Origin of the sequence: Bradyrhizobium guangzhouense (genome assembly GCF_004114955.1) — a bacterium.
Classification (GTDB): Bacteria; Pseudomonadota; Alphaproteobacteria; order Rhizobiales; family Xanthobacteraceae; genus Bradyrhizobium; species Bradyrhizobium guangzhouense.
The window spans coordinates 4,309,435-4,328,781 of sequence record NZ_CP030053.1; the positions used below are offsets into that span (position 1 = coordinate 4,309,435).

General features: G+C 63.4%; 19 protein-coding genes. 3 read left to right on the plus strand and 16 right to left on the minus strand.

Annotation, left to right across the window (positions count from 1 at the left end; translation table 11 throughout):
- Nucleotides 1–258: 258 nt before the first annotated feature.
- On the minus strand, nt 259–1,818 hold the full coding sequence (locus tag XH91_RS20845) for an acyl-CoA carboxylase subunit beta (RefSeq protein WP_128952308.1): 1,560 nt from the start codon (nt 1,816–1,818) through the stop codon (nt 259–261).
- Nucleotides 1,748–2,722, minus strand: coding sequence for an IclR family transcriptional regulator (locus tag XH91_RS20850; protein ID WP_128952309.1), 975 nt, complete (start codon nt 2,720–2,722; stop codon nt 1,748–1,750). Before XH91_RS20850 ends, XH91_RS20845 begins: the two co-directional genes overlap by 71 nt.
- 95 nt (nt 2,723–2,817) lie before the next feature.
- On the opposite strand from XH91_RS20850, the gene XH91_RS20855 reads away from it, so the two are divergent.
- Nucleotides 2,818–3,045, plus strand: a complete 228-nt coding sequence (locus XH91_RS20855) for an acyl-CoA carboxylase biotin carboxyl carrier protein subunit (protein ID WP_128952310.1) — start codon at nt 2,818–2,820, stop codon at nt 3,043–3,045.
- A gap of 139 nt (nt 3,046–3,184) precedes the next feature.
- Nucleotides 3,185–5,032 (plus strand): glutaminase A, encoded by a 1,848-nt coding sequence (gene glsA / locus XH91_RS20860; protein WP_128952311.1) that lies wholly within the window; start codon nt 3,185–3,187, stop codon nt 5,030–5,032.
- A 7-nt stretch (nt 5,033–5,039) separates the two neighbouring features.
- Here glsA and XH91_RS20865 read toward each other — a convergent pair whose 3' ends face one another.
- From XH91_RS20865 to XH91_RS20930, 14 genes are all read right to left on the minus strand, one after another.
- Nucleotides 5,040–5,342: a nucleoside triphosphate pyrophosphohydrolase family protein gene (locus XH91_RS20865; RefSeq protein WP_128952312.1), complete on the minus strand. Its 303-nt coding sequence runs from the start codon at nt 5,340–5,342 to the stop codon at nt 5,040–5,042.
- 25 nt (nt 5,343–5,367) lie between these two features.
- Entirely contained in the window at nt 5,368–5,895 is a 528-nt protein-coding gene (locus XH91_RS20870; RefSeq protein ID WP_128952313.1) for a carboxymuconolactone decarboxylase family protein, read from the minus strand.
- A 479-nt stretch (nt 5,896–6,374) separates the two neighbouring features.
- Complete coding sequence (locus tag XH91_RS20875) at nt 6,375–6,734, minus strand: Zn-ribbon domain-containing OB-fold protein (RefSeq protein WP_128952314.1); 360 nt, start codon at nt 6,732–6,734, stop codon at nt 6,375–6,377.
- Nucleotides 6,731–7,867 (minus strand): thiolase family protein, encoded by a 1,137-nt coding sequence (locus tag XH91_RS20880; protein WP_128952315.1) that lies wholly within the window; start codon nt 7,865–7,867, stop codon nt 6,731–6,733. Before XH91_RS20880 ends, XH91_RS20875 begins: the two co-directional genes overlap by 4 nt.
- 10 nt (nt 7,868–7,877) lie before the next feature.
- Entirely contained in the window at nt 7,878–9,077 is a 1,200-nt protein-coding gene (locus XH91_RS20885; RefSeq protein WP_128952316.1) for a CaiB/BaiF CoA transferase family protein, read from the minus strand.
- 111 nt (nt 9,078–9,188) lie between these two features.
- Nucleotides 9,189–9,395 carry a hypothetical protein gene (locus XH91_RS20890; RefSeq protein WP_128952317.1) on the minus strand — a complete coding sequence of 69 codons (207 nt, stop codon included), beginning with the start codon at nt 9,393–9,395 and terminating at the stop codon, nt 9,189–9,191.
- 226 nt (nt 9,396–9,621) lie between these two features.
- Nucleotides 9,622–10,791: an acetyl-CoA acetyltransferase gene (locus tag XH91_RS20895; protein ID WP_128952318.1), complete on the minus strand. Its 1,170-nt coding sequence runs from the start codon at nt 10,789–10,791 to the stop codon at nt 9,622–9,624.
- A gap of 58 nt (nt 10,792–10,849) precedes the next feature.
- Entirely contained in the window at nt 10,850–11,500 is a 651-nt protein-coding gene (gene eda / locus XH91_RS20900) for a bifunctional 4-hydroxy-2-oxoglutarate aldolase/2-dehydro-3-deoxy-phosphogluconate aldolase (RefSeq protein WP_164934049.1), read from the minus strand.
- A 31-nt stretch (nt 11,501–11,531) separates the two neighbouring features.
- Nucleotides 11,532–12,512 carry a sugar kinase gene (locus tag XH91_RS20905; protein WP_128952320.1) on the minus strand — a complete coding sequence of 327 codons (981 nt, stop codon included), beginning with the start codon at nt 12,510–12,512 and terminating at the stop codon, nt 11,532–11,534.
- 30 nt (nt 12,513–12,542) lie between these two features.
- Nucleotides 12,543–13,529, minus strand: a complete 987-nt coding sequence (denD, locus tag XH91_RS20910; protein ID WP_128952321.1) for a D-erythronate dehydrogenase — start codon at nt 13,527–13,529, stop codon at nt 12,543–12,545.
- An 89-nt stretch (nt 13,530–13,618) separates the two neighbouring features.
- Nucleotides 13,619–14,494, minus strand: a complete 876-nt coding sequence (locus XH91_RS20915) for a carbohydrate ABC transporter permease (RefSeq protein ID WP_128952322.1) — start codon at nt 14,492–14,494, stop codon at nt 13,619–13,621.
- 3 nt (nt 14,495–14,497) lie between these two features.
- Nucleotides 14,498–15,445 carry a carbohydrate ABC transporter permease gene (locus XH91_RS20920; RefSeq protein WP_128952323.1) on the minus strand — a complete coding sequence of 316 codons (948 nt, stop codon included), beginning with the start codon at nt 15,443–15,445 and terminating at the stop codon, nt 14,498–14,500.
- A gap of 66 nt (nt 15,446–15,511) precedes the next feature.
- Nucleotides 15,512–16,825, minus strand: a complete 1,314-nt coding sequence (locus XH91_RS20925) for an ABC transporter substrate-binding protein (protein ID WP_128952324.1) — start codon at nt 16,823–16,825, stop codon at nt 15,512–15,514.
- A 46-nt stretch (nt 16,826–16,871) separates the two neighbouring features.
- Nucleotides 16,872–17,933 carry an ABC transporter ATP-binding protein gene (locus XH91_RS20930; RefSeq protein ID WP_128952325.1) on the minus strand — a complete coding sequence of 354 codons (1,062 nt, stop codon included), beginning with the start codon at nt 17,931–17,933 and terminating at the stop codon, nt 16,872–16,874.
- 204 nt (nt 17,934–18,137) lie between these two features.
- Between XH91_RS20930 and gntR the strand changes: the two genes are divergently transcribed.
- Nucleotides 18,138–19,235, plus strand: coding sequence for an HTH-type transcriptional regulator GntR (gene gntR / locus XH91_RS20935; RefSeq protein ID WP_245477162.1), 1,098 nt, complete (start codon nt 18,138–18,140; stop codon nt 19,233–19,235).
- The last annotated feature ends 112 nt before the right edge of the window (nt 19,236–19,347 follow it).

Below are 19,347 nucleotides of genomic sequence, written 5' to 3' on the forward strand. Positions count from 1 at the left end.
GAAATCGCAGGGCATGGTGACGTTGCATTCGGGAGCTTGGAGGTTGCGATGGGACCGCGCTTCTGCGGCAGTCGAGGTGGCGACAACAAAAACGCACGCTGAAAGAACCAGCTTTATCATTTGCAGGACTCTGGGTTGGAGGGTCCTGCCCCGGCAGGGAGCAACCAATATTGGTTTGGCTGAAATGAGCCTGAAGAACGGCGGAAGAAAGCACACGCTTAACCTGGGTTAATATCCCGGCGCGTGGACGGCCAAGCATCACGGCCTGATCGTCATGTTCTCCGGCGGCCCTGCCTTGCGCAGCGGCTCAGCGAGGCGCGCGAACTCGCAGAGCAGCGAGCGCGTCTTGCGGGGATCGATGATCTCCTCGACCCAGAATTTTTCGGCCGAACGGAACGGCGAGCGCAGCTTGTTCAGCCGCTCCTCGATTTCCTTCAGCTTGGCTGCCTTGTCCTCGGCCGCATCGATATCAGCGCGATAGGCGGCCTCGATGCCGCCTTCGAGCGGCAGCGAGCCCCAATAGGCGGACGGCCAGGCGTAGCGGATCGAGAATCGGTCGGCGGGCTGATGCACCACGCCGGCGACACCGAAGGCGTTGCGCAGGATCACGGTGCACCAGGGCACGGTGGTCTGGTTGACCGCGGCCATAGCGCGGACGCCGTGGCGGATGGTGGCCGCCTTCTCGGCATCGAGGCCGATCATGAAGCCGGGGCAATCCATGAGATAGACGATCGGCAGATGGAAAGTCTCTGCAAAGTCGATCCAGCGCACCACCTTCTGACAGGCATCGGCCGTCCAGGAGCCACCATAGTGAAAACTGTCGCTGGCAAGCAGCATCACCGCCCGGCCCTCGAGCCGCGCGAGGCCGACGATGATCGGCTTGCCGAAATTGCCGGCGACCTCGAAGAACGACCCCTTGTCGACGACCTGCTCAATGATCGGCCTGATCTTGTAGACCTGCTTGCGGTTGCGCGGCACCGCCTTCATCAGTGCTTCTTCGCTGCGCTCCGGATTGTCGATGCAAGGCAGGGTCGGTGGCAGTTCGTAGACCGACGACGGCAGATAGGACAGAAAGCGCCGCGCGCAGGCAAAGGCCTCTTCCTCGGTGTCGACGGCATGGTCGACCGCACCGGCCTTGGTCTGAATATCAGCGCCGCCGAGCTCCTCCTTGGAGAGGTTTTGGCCGAGCGCCTTCACCACCGGCGGCCCTGCGACGAACATCGCCGACTTCCGCGTCATGATGGAATAGTGGCTGGCGGCAAGACGCGCGGCCCCCAAGCCCGCCACCGAGCCGAGGCCGAGCGCGACCACGGGCACGCGCGACAGATTCTCCGTCGTGAAGCGATACCAGCGTGTGCCGCCGATACCGCCAGGCAGATTCGCAGCGCCCTTGGTCTCGATGGTCTTGACCGAGCCGCCGCCGCCGGAACCTTCGATGATCCGAATGATGGGCAGACGGAAGTCGTGCGCCATCTCCTCCGCCATCAAGGGTTTTGCCGAGATCGACGCATCCGCCGACCCGCCGCGAACGGTGAAATCGTCACCGACCACGACCACCGTGCGGCCGTCAACGCGCGCGCGGCCGAACACGCAGTTCGCCGGCGTCACAGTCTTGAGCTCGCCCTTGGGATCGTACTCACCGATGCCGGAGACGGCACCGATCTCGTGAAAGCTATTTTTGTCGATCAGTTTGTCGATGCGTTCCCGAACAGTCAGCCGGCCCTGGTCATGCTGTCGCTTGACCTTGTCAACGCCGCCCATCTCCCGCGCGAAGGCTTCGCGCCGGGCGAGCTCGTCGAGTTCCGGCTTCCAGTTCATTCACTCCCTCCGAACTCATCGGCTTGTTATTGTTATGCACTGATATTGCGACCGGTTTGCGCGAGATGCGGTTGTTGAAGGCATCTCCTTCCGCGCCCTCCATCAGGCTACCGAGCGAACGGCCGAGCGCCAGCATCAGCGGCGCGACTTCGGCATGCAGGCGCTCCTCGTCATACATCGCCGAGAGCAAACCGATCGTGACGACCACGAAGGTCTGGTACTGCGGTGACCAGATCGGTACCGCCAGCCCATTGATGTGCGGGCTCCACAAGCCGCAGGCCGTGACATAACCGCGCTCGCGCAACGACTGCCTGTTGCCCTCGATGCGCGGCCGCAGGATCTTCACAGCTTCCGGCGCTTCGCGCTCCATGTCGTTGATGAATGCATCGCCAACCTCCGGAGCCAGCGCCGCGGTGTAGGCCGCGCCCGCCGCGGTCGATGCCATCGAGATGCGGCTGCCGGTGCCCTCATGCAGACCGAGCGCCGAGGGCGAGCGCGCAAACTGGAGATAGACCAGATGGAAGCGATCAGGCACCACAAAGCCGACCGTGCCCGGAAGCTGCTCGGCGACTTCCTGCAGCCGTTGCCGGATCATGCTGCGCAGCTGCGCGCCCTTCATCATCGAGGCGCTCATCGCGACCGCGCTCGGACCGATCCGATACTTTTGATCGCGCGGCAGATAGACCAGCTGGCCCATTCGCGTCAGCGTGTGCGTGAGCCGCGACACCGTCGAGCGAGGCAGGCCGCAGCGATTCGAGATCTCGAGATTGCCGAGCCGCGCCTCGTGGCCCTCGAAGCATCGCAACACGTCGAACGCGCGCGACACCACCTGGATGACATCACCCTCACCGGCATCGCCAGCGAGCGCACCTTGCCTGCTTAACCGCTCCGAACGTCGTCCCATGATCCCTACCGTTTGTTCCGCTCTGCGGAATTAAATTCCACTTTGTGAACGACGCTACCTCAGCCGTTTTGTGACGACAACAAAAAGGCGATGGCATGCCAGAAATTAAGATCGTCACGGAGGTCGCCGGCCGCATCTGCGCAACTCCCGTGCAGGTTGGAGGAACCGTCGCCGATGGCAACGAAATTGTGGTGGTCGAAGCCATGAAGATGGAGATACCGGCACCCTCGCCAGCATCAGGCACGCTCACATCATTGCTCGTGAAGATCGATGACCTCGTCACCGGCCACGCGATCGCTGTTGTCGCGAGGCGAGCACGCTGAAACAGCGACTTCTCATCCGCGATATTCTGAAACAGACAACGAATTGGCGCGCGGCGTCTTGCGTTCGGACGCCGCGCCAGGTGCGTCATCGCGCGCCTGACGGGTTGCGCATATGCTGGATGCGTTGCACAAGAGAACGATGATAGCGCAACCGTCGCATACCTCCGCCTGGACCCGCTCGAAGCCGCCGTTGCTGCGGTTTCTCGACATGTGCCTCAACGAATTCTCCGCGGAAACCTCGGGCACGGTTGCGGATTATATTCCCGAACTGAGCAAAGCCGACCCTGCCTATTTTGGCATCAGCCTCGCCACCCTCGACGGCCATGTCTATGAAGTCGGCGACTCCAGGGTGCCCTTCACCATCCAGTCGATGTCAAAGCCGTTCGTGTTCGCGCTGGCGCTGGATCTTTTGGGCGCGGGCAAGGTCGAGAGTGCGATCGGTGTCGAGCCCTCGGGCGATCCCTTCAACTCGATCCGGCTCAATGCGGAGAACCATCCGTTCAATCCGATGGTGAACGCAGGCGCGATCGCCTGCACCGGGTTGATCTACGACAGTAAGGGCCCTGAGGCTTTCGAGCAGATCCGCCTTGCGCTCAGCCGCTTTGCCGGACGCGACCTCGCCGTCGATGAGGCCGTCTACGCCTCGGAGAGCCAGACTGGCGACCGCAACCGCGCCATCGGCTATCTGCTCAAGACCAATGCGGTGATCTCGGACAATGTCGCAGGCGTCCTCGACGTCTATTTCCGGCAATGCGCGGTGCTGGTGACCGCCCGCGACATCGCGGTGATGGCGGCCACGCTTGCCAATCGCGGCGTCAACCCGGTCACGGGCGAACAGGTGCTGACGCCGTATGCGATCTCGCGCACGCTGTCGGTGATGACGTCGTCGGGCATGTACGACTATGCCGGCGAATGGATCTACCGGATCGGCATCCCCGCCAAGAGCGGCGTCGGCGGCGGCATCCTCGCCGCCCTTCCCGCACGGCTCGGGCTCGGCAGCTATTCGCCAAAACTCGACAAGCACGGCAACAGCGTGCGCGGCATCAAGGTCTGCGAGGCGCTGTCCTCGCACTACGATCTGCACATGCTCAACCGCAGCGACGACGCCCGCAACGCCGTGATCGCCGACTACGACATCGGCAAGAGCCCGTCACGCCGCGTCCGCCGCCAGCAGGAGCGCGACATCCTCGCCGCGCATGAGCAGGCCGTACGCGTGATCGAACTGGTCGGCGTGCTGTCGCTGTCGGCCGTCGACTATGTCTCGCGGCGGCTCGCCGGGCGGCCGCGACCGCAAATCGTCGTGTTCGACCTGCACCGCGTCACCTCCACCACCCGCGCCGGCGCCCGGCTGATCGCCGAAGCTTTCGAGGAGCTCGCCGCACTTGATGTCACCGTGGTGATTTCAGGCGTTCGTCGTGCCTCCAGGGAGTGGGACAGCTTGCGCGAATGGACGGCCGAGCTGAAGAACGTCCGCGACTTCTATCTGCTCGATACCGCGATCGAATGGGCGGAAGACCAGATCGTCTACCGCTATGGCGGCTCGATCGATTTTCACGAGACCACCGAGCTGTCCGAACAGCCGCTGCTCGGCGGCCTCAGCGCAGAAGAGCTGACGGATCTCGCCTCGATCTGCACCATCAGGACCTATCAGTCGGGCGCAAAGATCGTCACGACAGGCGATCCCGCCGATGCCCTGTTCTTCCTGCGCAGCGGCGCGGTGCATGTCACCCTGCCTGACGGCGTGCGCCTTGCAACGCTCACTGCCGGCATGGCCTTTGGCGAGATGGCGTTGATCGAGACGACCCGCTCCGCCGACGTATTCGCCGACATGGCAGCGACCGCGCTCGAAGTGCCGCTGAAGGATTTCGAGCGCTTTCGCAGGCAGCATCCGCGAGCCTCCGAGCGCATCATGCGCAACCTTGCGCAACTGCTCGCCGATCGCCTGATCGTCGCCAACACCAAGGTGGATATCCTGACGTCGACGTGAGCTAAGCTCAGCGGCTCGCCGCCTCGCTGATCCGCCGCTTGATCTTGGCGGCGCTGGCCTTTAGCAATTCGGACGGCTGCTGGCCAGTCGCGGCGCACAGGCAGGCCCAGTAATAGATGACATCGCCGAGCTCTTCGACGAGACCCGCCTTGTCGAGCCAGTCGTCGCGCAGCAGCTTCTTGATGTGTTCGGCGACCTCACCGGCTTCGCCGGCAAGGCCGAGCCCGAGATAGGACAGGCGCTCGTTCGAGGGATGCGCATCGACTTTCGCAACTGATGCGGCCCAGGCCGCATATTCATCGATCGTCATGACATCCCCCACGGCTCGCGCCTGATCAGCCCACCACTTCGGTGACGGGCTGGAGATCGATCTCGAACGTCTCCAGAAACTTCGACGTCATGATGTAGAAGCCGACCGAGAGCTGCAATTCGACCAGCGCCGCCGGCGTCAGCTTCGCGGCGATCGCCTTGAAGGTCGCATCGGTCGGCTTCTTCAGCTTGACGATCTCGTCGGTGAAGGCGAGCGCGGCGCGCTGCGTCTCGTCGAAACAATTGGCAGCCTGCCAGTTCTCCAGCGCCTCGTTCTGCGCGTCGGTGACGCCGACATTCTTGCCGATGCGCTTGTGCGCGACGATCTCGTACGGTGCCTCGCACAGAATGCCGGTGCGTGTGATCGCAAGCTCCCGCACGACGGGGTCGAGTTCGCCCTTGTGCCTGATGGCGCCGCCGAGGCGGCAATATTGCTCAAAATAGCTCGGCGAATGCGACATCATGCGGAAGATGTTGGCATTGCGGTTCTTGTCGAGGATCTCGCGGGTGCGGTCGGACGCCTTGGAGGGATCGCTGTAGTCGATGCGGGCCATTGGGGAATTTTTTCCTCGAGCTTTTGATGCTTATTGTCGTTACCGGAATAAGTTCCCAAAAACTCTATTCGCAGCCCGACGCAGGAGCAACATCATCGAGTCAAATTGCCGCCGCATTGCTGATCGACCTTGGCACAGTCGATATTCGCCGCGTGGGGACACATTGCGGTGAATAATCGAGTGGGGTGTTCCGAGTAAAAACAATTGGCCGTCGGGTGCGCAGCGCGCGCAACGATGAGTCACGCCCAAGTCTAGGGAGAAAACGGCATGAAGGAAGCCTCCAAGGGGGCGGCCTCGGAAGCGCTCGCGCATATGCTGGCGGTGATGGCAATGCTCGTCATCGCCAGCATATTGTTCTACGCGCGCTGAGTTGGAGTTTTTGAGTTTTCGTCATTCCGGGGTGGCCCTCGCACAGGCCAGGCCCAGAATTCCCGTTCCAGGCTCGGTCCTCAGGACCGCCCCCGAATGACGAAATCCCCTTATGGCCTCTTCGAAAAGAACGGCACGACTTTACCTGCGAACGGCTTGAAGCTCGCCGTGACGGTATCGCCGATGACCAGCCCGTTCTCGCCATGGGCCATCATGCGAAATCCCTCGGCGCAATCGACCAGCACGATGTTGTAGGGCACGTGCGCACGCGTCTCGGGCGTGGCGGCACGGCAGACCAGCGAGGTCGCATAGACCCTGCCTTTGCCGCTGGCACGCGCCTCGCGCGGACCTGCGGTTCCGCAAGCGGCGCAGAAAGCGCGGTGGAAATACTGCACATGACCGCATGCGGCGCAGGTCTGATAGGTGATCGCCTCTTCGCCCCTGGTCCAATCAGCTAAGCGCTCGCTCATCGCACCTGCTCCAGAAACATGCTGACATGGGACGACAGCACACCGCCATCGCCGTGCAGCAACGCGATCGATGCATCCTTTACCTGGCGATTCGCTGCCCGCCCCGTCATCTGCAAGTGCGTCTCGACCAGATGGGCCATGGCCCCGCCGACGCCGCAATGACCGTAGCTGAGCAGGCCGCCATGGGTGTTGAGCGGCATCGCGCCGTCGCGGCCGAAATGGCCGGAGCGCACGCGCGCGGCTGCCTCGCCGCGCGCGGCAAGGCCGAGGTCTTCCAGCAGCATGGCGAGCGTGATGGTAAAGCTGTCGTAGATCGCGGCGTAGCGCACGTCGGAGATCGCGATCCCCGTGGCTTGCTTGGCGCGTGCGATGGAGATTTCGGCACCGAGTTCGCTCAAGCCTGGCGCGGCGGTGACGTGCTGATGGGTGTGCGCCTGGGCACAGCCACGGATGCGCACGCCGGCCTGCCCGGTCCGCTCGCGGCCGATGACGAAAGCCGCGCCACCGTCGGACACAGGGCAACAATCCAGCAATTTCAGCGGCATCGCCACCGGCTTCGAGGCCATGACATCGGCAACCGTGATGGGATCGTGGAATTGTGCCCCGGGATGGGTGCAGGCGTGCGCGCGCATCAGTACGGCAAATTCGGCGAGGTCTTGTTCGGTTACGCCGTATTCGTGCATGTACCTGGTCGCAACGAGGCCGTAATAAGCGGGAATGGTCGGACCGAGCGGCACTTCATAGTCGGGGTGGCCGACCTGTGCCAGCGCCTGGATCGAGGCATCGCGGCTCTGTCCGGTGAGGCGGTTCTCGCCGGCGACCACGAGCACGTTACGGCAGACGCCCGCTTCGACGAGATGATGGGCGAGCATCGTCATCGCGAGGCCCGTGGCGCCGCCGACCTGCACGGCATGGGCGTAGGACGGGCGGATGCCGAAATGCTCGGCGAAGACAGTCGCCAGCATGATGTGCGGCGAGACGGTGGAATAGCCACAGAGGATGCCGTCGATCTCGGCGCGCTTCAGCCCGGCATCGTCAAGCGCGAGTTGGGCGGCCTTGCTCATCAGGTCGAGCGAGGACGAGCCCTCGTGCTTGCCAAAAGGCGTGAGGCCGACGCCGGTGACGAAGCTCATGATGTCCTCCCTACTCCGGCGCCGAACGTGTAACGCCGTCGCGGACCATGGCGGCGATCTCGTCCCGGGAGTAGCCGATCTCGCCCAGGATCTCCGCGCCGTGTTCGTTGAGGCGTGGCGCGAGGCGCTCGGGCTCGGCCTCGGTCTCCGACCAGGTCGCGGTCACCTTCATGCTGCGGATTGGGCCTTCGGTCGGATGGTTGACGACGGGAAAGAAGCCGGTCGCTTCCAGATGCTCGTCGTGCAGGATCGAGGCGAGGTCATGCATCGGCATCACAGGCACGTCGGCCTTGGTGAGCAGCTCGATCCACTCTGAGGTGGTGCGCGTCTCGAAGATGCGGGCGAGCTCGGCATAGACGATGTCGATATTGGCTGCACGGCCGGCGAAGGTCGCGAACTTCGGATCGGCGCGCAGATCGTCCCGGCTCGTCGCCTTGAAGAAATTCTCCCACTGCTTGTCGTTGTAGACGATGACGCTGAGATAGCCGTCCGAGGTCTTGTACGGCCTGCGGTCGCGCGAGAGGTGGCGGGCATAGCCGCCCTTGTCGAGCGGCGGCTCGTAGGTGAGCCCGCCCATGTGGTCACCCATGACGAAACCGGCCATGGTCTCGAACATCGGGATGTCGAGGCGCTGGCCGCGCCCGGTGCGATCGCGATGCACGAGGCTGGCGCAGATCGCACCGACGGCGGTGAGGCCGACGATGCGGTCGACCAGCGCGTTCGGCACATAGCGCGGCACGCCGTCACCCGTCTGCGCCATCAATGCCGGGAGTGCGGTCGCGCCCTGGATCAGGTCGTCATAGGCGGGCTTCGCCGCATAAGGCCCGTCCTGGCCGAAGCCGAACACGCCGGCATAGACGAGGCGCGGATTGATCGCGGAGACGACATCGTAGCCGAGCTGAAGCCGCGCCATCGCCTGTGGGCGGACGTTGTAGACGAGCACGTCGGCGTCCTTCAGCAGCCGCAACACCGCCTCGCGGCCCGCGGGCTTTTTCAGGTCGAGGCAGATCGAGCGCTTGCTGCGGTTGGTGTTCAGGAACACCGGGCCCATGCCGGCGTGCCGCATCGGGCCGATCAGGCGGGTGACGTCGCCGTCGAGCGACTCCACCTTGATCACATCGGCCCCGTAATCGCCGAGCATCTGGGTCGCATAGGGCCCCATCAGCACGGTGGTCATGTCGACGACCTTGATGCCCTTTAGCGGCCCCATTCGTTCGCTCCCGATTGCGCGCTGAAGATGCGCGATTTCGGCCCAGCTAAAGGGAGTAGCGGCGCGTGCGCAAGGGCGGCCCGCGTATGGCCGCATGCGCGAGGATGGCTGCTATTTCTTCTGGCGGGATTCGCGGATCTTCATGAGACGCTCGAGCTCGTCGTTCTGCTGGTTGATGCGGTCGGCGATGCGCGACTCGCTCTGCTCACCGGAGGCGGCAGCAGCCTGCTCGATCAATTGGCGGATGTTGTCCTCGAGGATCGCGATGCGGTCGTTGAGGGCTTCAATAGAGAGTGAGTCTTCGTAGTCATTGCTCATGATGCATTCCCTGCAAATCAATCAGAGCATTAAGGGGAGCCGGGACCGACCCACCATGATCTAGCGCAAAGGACCTAATGCGTGGGGTGGGTTAGCCCCGCGGATTGCGCGAAGCGCAAACCGCTCGGCGTAACCCACCACTGTCTGCCTCCGCTGAGACAAAAGAGGTGGGTTACGCCGCGGACTGCACTTCGTGCGGCCTTCGGCTAACCCACCCTACTCAACCCTACTTCAGCGGCTCGAGCACCGAGACGTAATTGGCAACCGCCGCGCCGCCCATGTTGAAGATGCCGCCGAGCTTGGCGTTCTTCAGCTGCATGCCCTCGGGCGCTTGCCCGGCGAGCTGCATTGCGGTCATCACATGCATGGAGACGCCGGTGGCACCGATCGGATGGCCCTTGGCCTTCAGACCGCCGGACGGGTTGACCGGAAGCTTGCCGTCCTTGAGCGTCCAGCCTTCCTTGATGGCGCGGGCGCCCTGCCCCCTCGGCGTCAGGCCCATCGCCTCGTACTCGATCAGCTCGGCGACGGTGAAGCAGTCATGGGTCTCGACAAAGGAGAGATCGGACAGCGTCACGCCCGCCTGCTCCAACGCGCGCTGCCAGGCGACCGTGCAGCCCTCGAACTGGAGGATGTCGCGCTTGCTCATCGGCAGGAAGTCCTGGGCATGCGCAGTGGCGCGGAAGCCGATCGACTTGCTCATGCCCTTGGCGGTCTCGGCGTCGGCCAACACCAGCGCAGCCGCGCCGTCCGAGACCAGCGAACAGTCGGTGCGCTTCAGGGGACCTGCGACGTAAGGGTTCTTCTCGCTCTCGGCGCGGCAGAAGTCGAAGCCAAAGTCCTTGCGCATCTGGGCGAAGGGATTGGCGACGCCGTTCTTGTGGTTCTTGGCGGCGATCAGCGCCAGCGCGTCGGACTGGTCACCGTATTTCTGGAAGTAGGAGCTGGCGATCTTGCCGAACACGCCGGCAAAGCCGCCAACGGTGTCGCCGTCCTCGGGCAGATACGACGCCTTCAAGAGGTTCTTGCCGATCTCCGGGCCCGGCGTGCGGGTCATCTGCTCGACGCCGACGACCAGCACGATCTTGGCTGCGCCTGCGGCGATCGCGCGCAAGCCCTGGTGGACGGCAGCCGAGCCGGTGGCGCAGGCGTTCTCGACGCGGGTGGCCGGCTTGAAACGCAGCTTCGGGTCGGCCTGGAGCACCAGCGAGGCGGTAAAATCCTGCGCCGAGAAGCCGGCGTTGAAATGGCCGAGCACGATCTCGTCGACATCGGAGGCCGAAATGCCGGCATCGGCCATCGCCTCGTTGGCGACGCGAGTGACGAGGCTTTCGACGGTCTCGGTGTCGAATTTGCCGAACGGCGTATGCGCCCATCCGACGATGCTGGCAGTCATGGTCTTCTCCCTGGCGGTCTCTTGCTGACCTAAGTCTTAGCCCAGGGATGGCAAGACTTCACGCGGGTTTAAACGCCTGGAGGGTACGCTGGCAGATGGCAGTTATGCCGGCCCAGTTCCCGGCCCTGATCTCCGCTGTCGGGCACAGCCAGGAACCGCCGACCGCGACCACGTTGGGCTCGGCGAGCCAGGTCGCCGCATTGGCCTCGCCAACCCCGCCGGTCGGGCAAAACCGCACATTCGGGAATGGCCCGCCCAGCGCACGCAGGCCCTTGATGCCGCCCGCCTGCTCGGCCGGGAAGAATTTTGCGACGTCGAAGCCGTGGGACAGCGCCATCATCAGCTCGGACGCCGTGGCAATACCGGGAGCGAACGGCAGGGAGCTGTGCGTGGCGGCCTTCAGGAGATCGGGGGTCAGGCCGGGGCTGATGCCGAAGGCGACGCCAAGCTTCTCGACGCGGGTGAAATCGGCCGGGTTGAGAATGGTGCCGATGCCGACGACTGCATCGGGGATCTCGGCCATCATCGCTCGGGCCGCCTCGATCGCGACTGATGTGCGCATGGTCACCTCCAGCGTGCGGACGCCGCCAGCCACCAGGGCTTTTGCCAGCGGCACGGCATCCTGGATCCGCTCGATGGTGAGGACCGGAATGACGGTCGCGGCCTTGAACAGCGCGACGAGGTGATTCTGTTGGGCAGCAGTGGGCATCTCAGGGGATCTTTTCGTTGATTTGGTCGCGTTACTTCGTGGCCTGACGTGTCGTCGCCGGTCGGTGCCGCTTCTTCGGCGGCATGGCATAGCCCGGAATGATGGCACCGGGATAGCAGATCACGAGGCTGGCGAGGCGATGGCCCGATTGGGCCGCCTCGACAGGATCGGAACCGCCGAGCCGGGCGGCGATGTAGGCCGCAGCAAAACTGTCGCCGGCCGCGGTGGTGTCAACCACGGGCCTCGTCATTGGTTCGGCGCGGACCTCACTCATCCCGCCGGGGAAGCGCAGCAGGCTAACGGGCTCGGCAAGGCGGAACACCAGCTCGGGCGTTGGGATTCGCGCCATCAATTGCTCGGGGCTCTCGCCGGGATAGAGCGCGAGCAGATCCTCGGTCGAGGTCAGGACGATGTCGGCGGCCGCAAAGGCGGTGGCAAACACCTCGCGCGCGACATCACGGTCGGGCCAGCCGCGTGCGCGGAAATTGGTGTCGAATACAAAGCGCGTGCCGAGCAAACGCGCGCGCTTGATCGCAGCGAACAGGCGATCGCGCCCCGCGGCATCGTAGATCGAGAGCGTGATCGCCGAGAGATAGACAATGTCGTAGCTCATCAGCGAGTTGAGCAGCTCGTCGGTCTCCGGCAGGCTCATCAGCTGACGCGCCGCCGCGCTATCGCGCCAGTGGAAGAATTGGCGCTCGCCGTTGGCATCGAGCTGAATCATGTACAGGCCGGGCAGCTTGCCCGGCAGCCGCACGACGCGCCTGGTGCCGACGCCCTCCGCATTCCAGGCCGCGATCATCTCCTCGCTCATGCCGTCGTCGCCAAGGGCGGTGAGATAGTCGACCTTGACCTCGAGCCGCGCCAGATACACGGCGGTGTTGAGGGTGTCGCCGCCGAAGCCGCGCGAGAACAGGCCACCGCCCTGCCCCGCAGATTGCCCTGAGGAGTGCCCCCCCTGGGCCTGCCGCAGCTCGACCATGCATTCACCGATGCAAGCCACGCTCGCCATCGTCATATCCACGCTGTTCGTGTCCAACGATCAGGCGACGAAGTTGCCGCCGAGCTCGTCTTCGATGTGAATGCGGATGATGTCGTCAAAGGTCTTCTCGGCGGTGGTGAAGCCGAGCTCGAGCGACCGCTTTGCGTTGAAGTTGCGCGGCCAGCCACCGACGATGCCGACGATAAAGGGATCCGGCTCCCGTTTGATGCGGGCTGCGACCTTCTCGCCCGCAACGCGCTTCAAGGCTGCGATCTGCTCGCCGACAGTTGCCGACAAGCCGGGCATGGTCAGATTGCGGCGCGGACCGACCGTGGCGAGGTCCATGGTGCCGGCGTGCAGCAGGAAGCCAACGGCGGAGCGCGGCGTGGCGTGCCAGTGGCGGACGTCCTCGGACACCGGGAGGACCGCTTCCTTGCCGGCCAACGGTTCGCGCAAGATATTGGAGAAGAAGCCCGATGCCGCCTTGTTGGGCAGACCGGGCCGGATGCAGATGGTCGGCAGGCGGATGCCGATGCCGTCGAGGAAGCCGCGGCGCGAGTAGTCGGCGAGCAGCAACTCGCCGATCGCCTTCTGGGTGCCGTAGCTGAGCAGCGGGGTGTGGAAGAACTCATCGCCGATCGCATCCGGGAACGGCGCGCCGAACACCGCGATCGAGGACGTGAACACGACGCGCGGCTTGTAACCGCCGCCGATGAGCCTGACAGCATCGAGCAGCATCCGCGTGCCGTCGAGATTGATGCGGTAACCCTTGTCGAAATCGAGCTCGGCCTCGCCCGAGACGATCGCGGCGAGATGGAAGATCACGTCGGGGCGGCCGGCAATCAGCTTTTCGGCGGCGCCCGGCACGGCGAAATCGCCCGAGACGGTCTCGACGGGAAACCCAGCCTTTTCCGGCTTCTTGGGCTCGACCACGTCGTGCATGGTCAGCTTGGTGATGTCGCTCTTGCCGAGACGGCCGTCGCGCAAGAGACGTTCACACAATTTGCGGCCGACCATGCCGGCAGCGCCCAGAACCAGAATGTGCAAGAGCTCAACTCCTTCTTATTGGCCGGAACGCGCCGCTCTTGTATCGTCCTTGGGACGCTACTGGCGCGTTCTCAAGCAGGCCCCGCCGGTCATTCCTTCACGGCGCCGGTCATCGCCGACACATAGTACTCTACGAAGAAGGAATAAAGGATAACTACGGGGACCGAGCCGGTCAGGGCCGCCGCCATCAGGGCGCCCCAATGATAGACGTCGCCGTTGACGAGCTCGGTGATGGCGCCGACGGGAATGGTCTTGTTCTCCGAGGAGGAGATGAAGGTCAGCGCGTAGATGAACTCGTTCCAAGACAAGGTGAAGGCGAAGATGCCGGCCGAGATCACTCCCGGCAGAGACAAAGGCAGCGTGATCTTGACCAGGATCTGCAGCCGCGTCGCCCCGTCGATCAGCGCGCATTCCTCGAGCTCATAGGGAATGGTGCGGAAATAGCCCATCAGCAGCCAGGTGCAGAACGGGATCAGGAAGGTCGGATAGGTCAGGATCAGCGCCAGATTGCCGTCGAACAGGCCGAGCTGGAACACGATCGCCGCCAGCGGAATGAACAGGATCGATGGCGGTACGAGATAGCCAAGGAAGATTGCAAGTCCGACATAGCGCGAGCCAGTGTAGCGCAGACGCTCGATTGCATAGGCCGCGCAGACGCTGGCGAACAGCGAGATAAAGGTCGAGGACACCGAGACGATGACGGTGTTCCACATCCACAGCGGATAGTCGGTGTCGAAGAACAGCTTCTTGATGTGCTCGAGCGTCGGATGCGCGATCAGGAACGGATTGTACTTCTCGTAATCGTACATCTCCGCGTCGGGTTTGAACGTCGTCACCGCCATCCAGTAGAATGGAAACAGCAGGAAGAAGATGATCAGGCCGAGCGGGAGGTAAACCCGGAGGAACTTCTTCGGGAAGCTCTCCAGATAGTCCATTCCGACGCTTTGGTCGTCCACGGTGGTCATAGGTCAGTCCCTCCCGCCCTGCTGCCAGCGCGAGCGTTGAAGCCCGAAGAAGCTGAGCAGGATCGCGGCGACCAGGAACGGGATCATCGCATTGGAGATCGCTGCGCCTTCGCCGAGATTGCCGCCGGTAATGGCGCGCTGGAACGACAGCGTCGCCATCAGATGCGTGGCGTTGATCGGCCCGCCGCGCGTGATGGTGTAGATCAGCTGGAAGTCGGTGAACGTCATCAGCACCGAGAACGTCATCACGACAGCGATGATCGGCGACAGCATCGGCAACGTGATGTGACGGAAGCGCTGCATGTTGGTGGCGCCATCGAGATTGGCGGCCTCGTAGAGCGAGGGCGAAATAGTCTGCAATCCCGCCAGCAGCGTGATCGCCACGAACGGCACGCCGCGCCAGATATTGGCGAGCACGACCGACCAGCGCGCATTCCAGGGATCGCCGAGGAAATCGATGTAGTTGGTGAGGAGACCGGCCTTGATCAGCACCCAGGAGATGATCGAGAACTGGCTGTCATAGATCCACCAGAACGCAATCGCCGACAGCACGGTCGGCACCACGAAGGGCAATAGCACGATGGCACGGACCATCGACTTGAACGGCAGCCGCTCGTTGAGCAGCAGCGCGAGATAAAGCCCGATCGCGAACTTCACGATGCTGGCGAACACCGTGTAGAAAATGGTGTTGAACACCGACAGCCAGAACACCGAGTCCTTGGACAGCGAGACGAAGTTCGCAAAGCCGATGTAGCGGCCAACGCCGCCGATCTTGGTGTCGGTCATGCCGAGCCAGAATCCGAGCGCCAGCGGGTAAGCCAGAAACAGGATCAGGATGGCGATCGCCGGCACCATGAACATGGCGCCGAGAAAATTTCGGCTTTCGAACGCCCTGCTCCACAGGCTGCTGCGCTTGAGCTGCGCAGTAACGGGCTCGGCAATGACTGCCATGTCGGATTCCCCTTCGAGAACGACGACGGCGGCGCCCAGCGAACCGGACGCCGCCGCGCGTGCGGATCAGACCTGGTAGTAGCGCTTGGCGCGCTCGGCGGCACGCTTGGCTGCCTCCTGCGGCGTGGCCGAACCGGAAGCGGCCTCGGCGAACATGTCGACCACGACGAAATCGCCCATGACGGCGGCCGAGGCGTAGCCGAGATCACCGGCATAGCCGTTGTCCAAGCAGCGCTTGAGGCAGTCGCGGTACGGCGTGATCTTGGGATCGGAGGTCCAGACCGGATTGTCATTGTAGGCCGGAAGCGGCGGCGAGACGTAGCCGTTGGAAGCAACCTCCCACGCGTCGTAGTTCTCCTTGTCCATCATGAACTTGATGTATTCCTTGACCGCCTTCGGATACTTCGAGTGCTTGTAGCCGTAGTAGACCAGGATGTTTTGCTGCTCAGTCGGCTTGCCTACCGGACCGATCGGCATCGGCGCATGGTCCATGTCCTTGGCGATCTCCTGCTGCTTGGGATCAGGGGAGGTCTTGCCGACTGTCCAGATCGAGATGCCGTTCAGGGTGAGACTGAGCTCGCCGTTGAGGAAGGCCTTGTTGTTGTTCGAGTCGTTCCACGACAGCACGCCCGGAATGAACGTCGCATAGAGCTGCTTGACGTATTCGAGGGCCGCGATCGTTTCCGGAGAATCGAGCACGACCTCGTTCTTCTCGTTGACGACCTTGCCGCCGAACGCCCACAGCGCCCACTGGCACCAGCCATTGGCATCGCCCGTGGCATGACCGAGCGCGAAGCCGGGCGGCGTGTTGTTCTTCTTGAGCGCCTGGCACAGCTTGAGGAAGCCAGCGGTGTCCTTGGGGAATTCCTCGAAGCCCGCGGCCTTCATGTGGCTGATGCGGTAGTTCAGGCAGCCACCGGTCGCGCCTTGCGGAATCGCGATCCAGCCATTGCCCTTCTTGCCGTACTTCTCCGCGACCGGATACCAGCCGCCATACTGGGCCCCGAGATATTGAGCCACGTCGGTGACGTCGATCAGCTTCTCCGGAAATTTGTGGGGATCGTCGAGCGTGCCGATGATCAGGTCGGGACCGGCGCCGACATTGGCGGCGACCGCGGCCTTGGGACGAATGTCCTCCCAGCTCTCGGCCTCGAGCTTCACCTTGATGCCGGTCTTCTCGGAGAACTTCTTGGTCTGCTCGGCGAACTTGTCGAACTCCGCCTGGATGAACTGCTTCCAGCGCAGGACGCGGATGGAGGCGTTCGGCTCCGGCGTGTTGGTCCACTCCGCAGCCCGGACGGGGACGACACCCGGGCCAGCCAGCAACGCTGCGCCGCCCAGGCCGGCTTTAAGCACACTTCGCCTGTCGAAATCGCTCATCGTTCTCTCCCTGATTTTTTAATTGTATTGGGTCGTTCTGAAGTCGCTACAGGCGCTTGCCTGTTGCCTCGTCAAACAGGTGAACCACGGTCGGATCCGGCTTCAACTTGACCTTGTCGCCCGGATTGAACTGGTGCCGCTCGCGGAAGACCGCGACGACCTGCTCGCCACCGACCTTCGCAAACACCTGCGTCTCCGAGCCGGTCGGCTCGACGACGACGATCTCGGCGTCGGCGCCGTCGTCGGCAATCGTGAAATGCTCCGGGCGAACGCCGTAAACCACGGGCTTGCCGTCCGAGGCAGCCGGCGCGCTCTTGAGCGGCAGCTTGACGCCGTTCGGTCCCTCGAAGGTCGCAACGCCGTTGACGCGGATATGCCCCTTCAGGAAATTCATGGCCGGTGAGCCAATGAAGCCGGCGACGAACTGGTTTTCCGGCCTGTCATAGAGCTCGAGCGGCGTGCCCATCTGCTCGACGATGCCGTCATGCATCACGACGATCTTGTCGGCCATGGTCATGGCCTCGATCTGGTCGTGGGTGACGTAGACGGTCGTGGTCTTGAGCCGCTGGTGCAGCTCCTTGATCTCGGTGCGCATGGCGACGCGCAGCTTGGCGTCGAGGTTCGACAAGGGCTCGTCGAACAGGAAGACCTGCGGATCGCGCACGATGGCGCGGCCCATGGCGACGCGCTGGCGCTGGCCACCGGAGAGCTGGCGCGGATAGCGGTCGAGCAATGGCGTCAGTGCCAGAATTTCGGCGGCGCGCTTGACGCGCTTGCTGATCTCGTCCGAGCCGGCATTCCGCAGCTTCAGCGAGAAGCCCATGTTCTCGGCGACGGTCATGTGCGGATAGAGCGCGTAATTCTGGAACACCATCGCAATGTCCCGCTCCTTGGGCTGGACATTGTTGACGACGCGGTCGCCGATCGAGATCGTGCCTGAGGTGATGTTCTCTAGGCCTGCGAGCATGCGCAGGAGCGTCGACTTGCCGCAGCCGGAGGGGCCAACCAGGACGACGAACTGGCCATCCTCGATCGGGATCGAGACGCCGTGCAGGACTTCAAAATTGCCGAACGATTTCCGCACGTCGCGGATTTGCACAGACGACATCTAGCTCCCTCCTTCGACTTAGACGACGCACCTGTCGCGCCGCCACCGTCTTGTTTTTTCTGAACTTCGCCGACCCGAAGCCCTCTTAACAGGCGACATTGTCAGCAGTTTGTGCGGGTTTGGCAATTTGTCTTTGGTTAGTCGCTGCTGGTAGCGCTGTCAACGATCCTTTGTTTGCGGGATTGGCTGTGTTAAGAGCAACAAATGGGTCGAAAGCGCACCAAGTCTGGCAAGATTCGGCTAGCGGAAGTCGCCGAGCTGGCCGGCGTCAGCCCGATTACGGCGTCCCGCTTCTTCCGCAATCCGGAGGCGCTGTCGGTCGCCAAGCGGACGCGGGTCGAAAGCGCAGCCCGCGAGCTCGGCTATGTGCCCAACCTTGCGGCACGCGCGCTCGCCTCGCAGCGCACCGAAGTGATCGGTGTCTTGATTCCGTCACTGACCAACAACGTGTTTTCCGACGTGCTCCGCGGGATCTATGATGCGTCCGAAGGCAGCCGTTACTCGATCCAGCTGTCCAACACCCGCTACAGCATTCTCCAGGAGGAGAAGCTGCTGCGGCTGTTTCTGGCGCAGAAGCCGGCGGGACTGATCGTCACGGGCATCGACCAGACCACCGAATCACGCGCGATGCTGGAGGCGGCCGATTGCCCGATCGTGCAGATCATGGAGATCGGGCCCCATCCCGTCGACATGATGATCGGCTTTTCCCATTATGATGCGGCGCGCGCGGCGATTGCCCATTTGTTCGCGCAGGGCCACCGCCGGATCGGCTTTGTCGGCGCCCGCATGGACCCCCGGGTGCAGCGCCGGCTCGACGGCTATGGCGCAGCCATGAAGGACGCCGGCCTGTTCGACCAGAGATTGATCGTGACGACGGCAACGCCGACCTCGGTGACGCTTGGCGGCGCGCTGTTCGCCGATCTGATCGCGCGCGAGCCTGACATCGACGCGGTCTTCTGCGCCAATGACGACCTTGCGCTCGGCGTTCTCTTCGAATGCCGCCGCCGCGAGATCCCCATCCCGGATCAGATTGCGATCGTCGGCTTCAACGACCTCGAATTCATGGCCTCCTCGGTGCCGACGCTGACCAGCGTGCGGACCAACCGTTACGAGATGGGCAGCACGGCTGCCGCGATGCTGATTGAAGCGATCGAGGGAAAGCGCCCCGAGAAGCCCGTGCTTGATCTCGGCTTCACGGTGATCGAACGGCAGAGTTCGCAGGCTCAACGGCCGACGGCTAGTCCCCGCGCGGGCGAATGGGTGCCAGCCGTACAAAATGATAGCGTTACCAACGACCCGTGAGTAATATCCCAACCATGAGGAAACGTTCGCCAGCAGGCGGGCCGTCTTACCATGCTCGCGCTGCCGGGCAGCGCACCGATCGACATCCGAAACGTCGGCCAGTGCGTTTGCA

Excerpts from the sequence above, each read along its gene's own strand:
- XH91_RS20845 (WP_128952308.1), bottom strand. The coding sequence starts at position 1,818 with ATGAACTGGAAGCCGGAACTCGACGAGCTCGCCCGGCGCGAAGCCTTC.
- XH91_RS20850 (WP_128952309.1), bottom strand. The coding sequence starts at position 2,722 with ATGGGACGACGTTCGGAGCGGTTAAGCAGGCAAGGTGCGCTCGCTGGC.
- XH91_RS20855 (WP_128952310.1), top strand. The coding sequence starts at position 2,818 with ATGCCAGAAATTAAGATCGTCACGGAGGTCGCCGGCCGCATCTGCGCA.
- glsA (WP_128952311.1), top strand. The coding sequence starts at position 3,185 with ATGATAGCGCAACCGTCGCATACCTCCGCCTGGACCCGCTCGAAGCCG.
- XH91_RS20865 (WP_128952312.1), bottom strand. The coding sequence starts at position 5,342 with ATGACGATCGATGAATATGCGGCCTGGGCCGCATCAGTTGCGAAAGTC.
- XH91_RS20870 (WP_128952313.1), bottom strand. The coding sequence starts at position 5,895 with ATGGCCCGCATCGACTACAGCGATCCCTCCAAGGCGTCCGACCGCACC.
- XH91_RS20875 (WP_128952314.1), bottom strand. The coding sequence starts at position 6,734 with ATGAGCGAGCGCTTAGCTGATTGGACCAGGGGCGAAGAGGCGATCACC.
- XH91_RS20880 (WP_128952315.1), bottom strand. The coding sequence starts at position 7,867 with ATGAGCTTCGTCACCGGCGTCGGCCTCACGCCTTTTGGCAAGCACGAG.
- XH91_RS20885 (WP_128952316.1), bottom strand. The coding sequence starts at position 9,077 with ATGGGGCCGCTAAAGGGCATCAAGGTCGTCGACATGACCACCGTGCTG.
- XH91_RS20890 (WP_128952317.1), bottom strand. The coding sequence starts at position 9,395 with ATGAGCAATGACTACGAAGACTCACTCTCTATTGAAGCCCTCAACGAC.
- XH91_RS20895 (WP_128952318.1), bottom strand. The coding sequence starts at position 10,791 with ATGACTGCCAGCATCGTCGGATGGGCGCATACGCCGTTCGGCAAATTC.
- eda (WP_164934049.1), bottom strand. The coding sequence starts at position 11,500 with ATGCCCACTGCTGCCCAACAGAATCACCTCGTCGCGCTGTTCAAGGCC.
- XH91_RS20905 (WP_128952320.1), bottom strand. The coding sequence starts at position 12,512 with ATGGCGAGCGTGGCTTGCATCGGTGAATGCATGGTCGAGCTGCGGCAG.
- XH91_RS20915 (WP_128952322.1), bottom strand. The coding sequence starts at position 14,494 with ATGACCACCGTGGACGACCAAAGCGTCGGAATGGACTATCTGGAGAGC.
- XH91_RS20920 (WP_128952323.1), bottom strand. The coding sequence starts at position 15,445 with ATGGCAGTCATTGCCGAGCCCGTTACTGCGCAGCTCAAGCGCAGCAGC.
- XH91_RS20925 (WP_128952324.1), bottom strand. The coding sequence starts at position 16,825 with ATGAGCGATTTCGACAGGCGAAGTGTGCTTAAAGCCGGCCTGGGCGGC.
- XH91_RS20930 (WP_128952325.1), bottom strand. The coding sequence starts at position 17,933 with ATGTCGTCTGTGCAAATCCGCGACGTGCGGAAATCGTTCGGCAATTTT.
- gntR (WP_245477162.1), top strand. The coding sequence starts at position 18,138 with ATGGGTCGAAAGCGCACCAAGTCTGGCAAGATTCGGCTAGCGGAAGTC.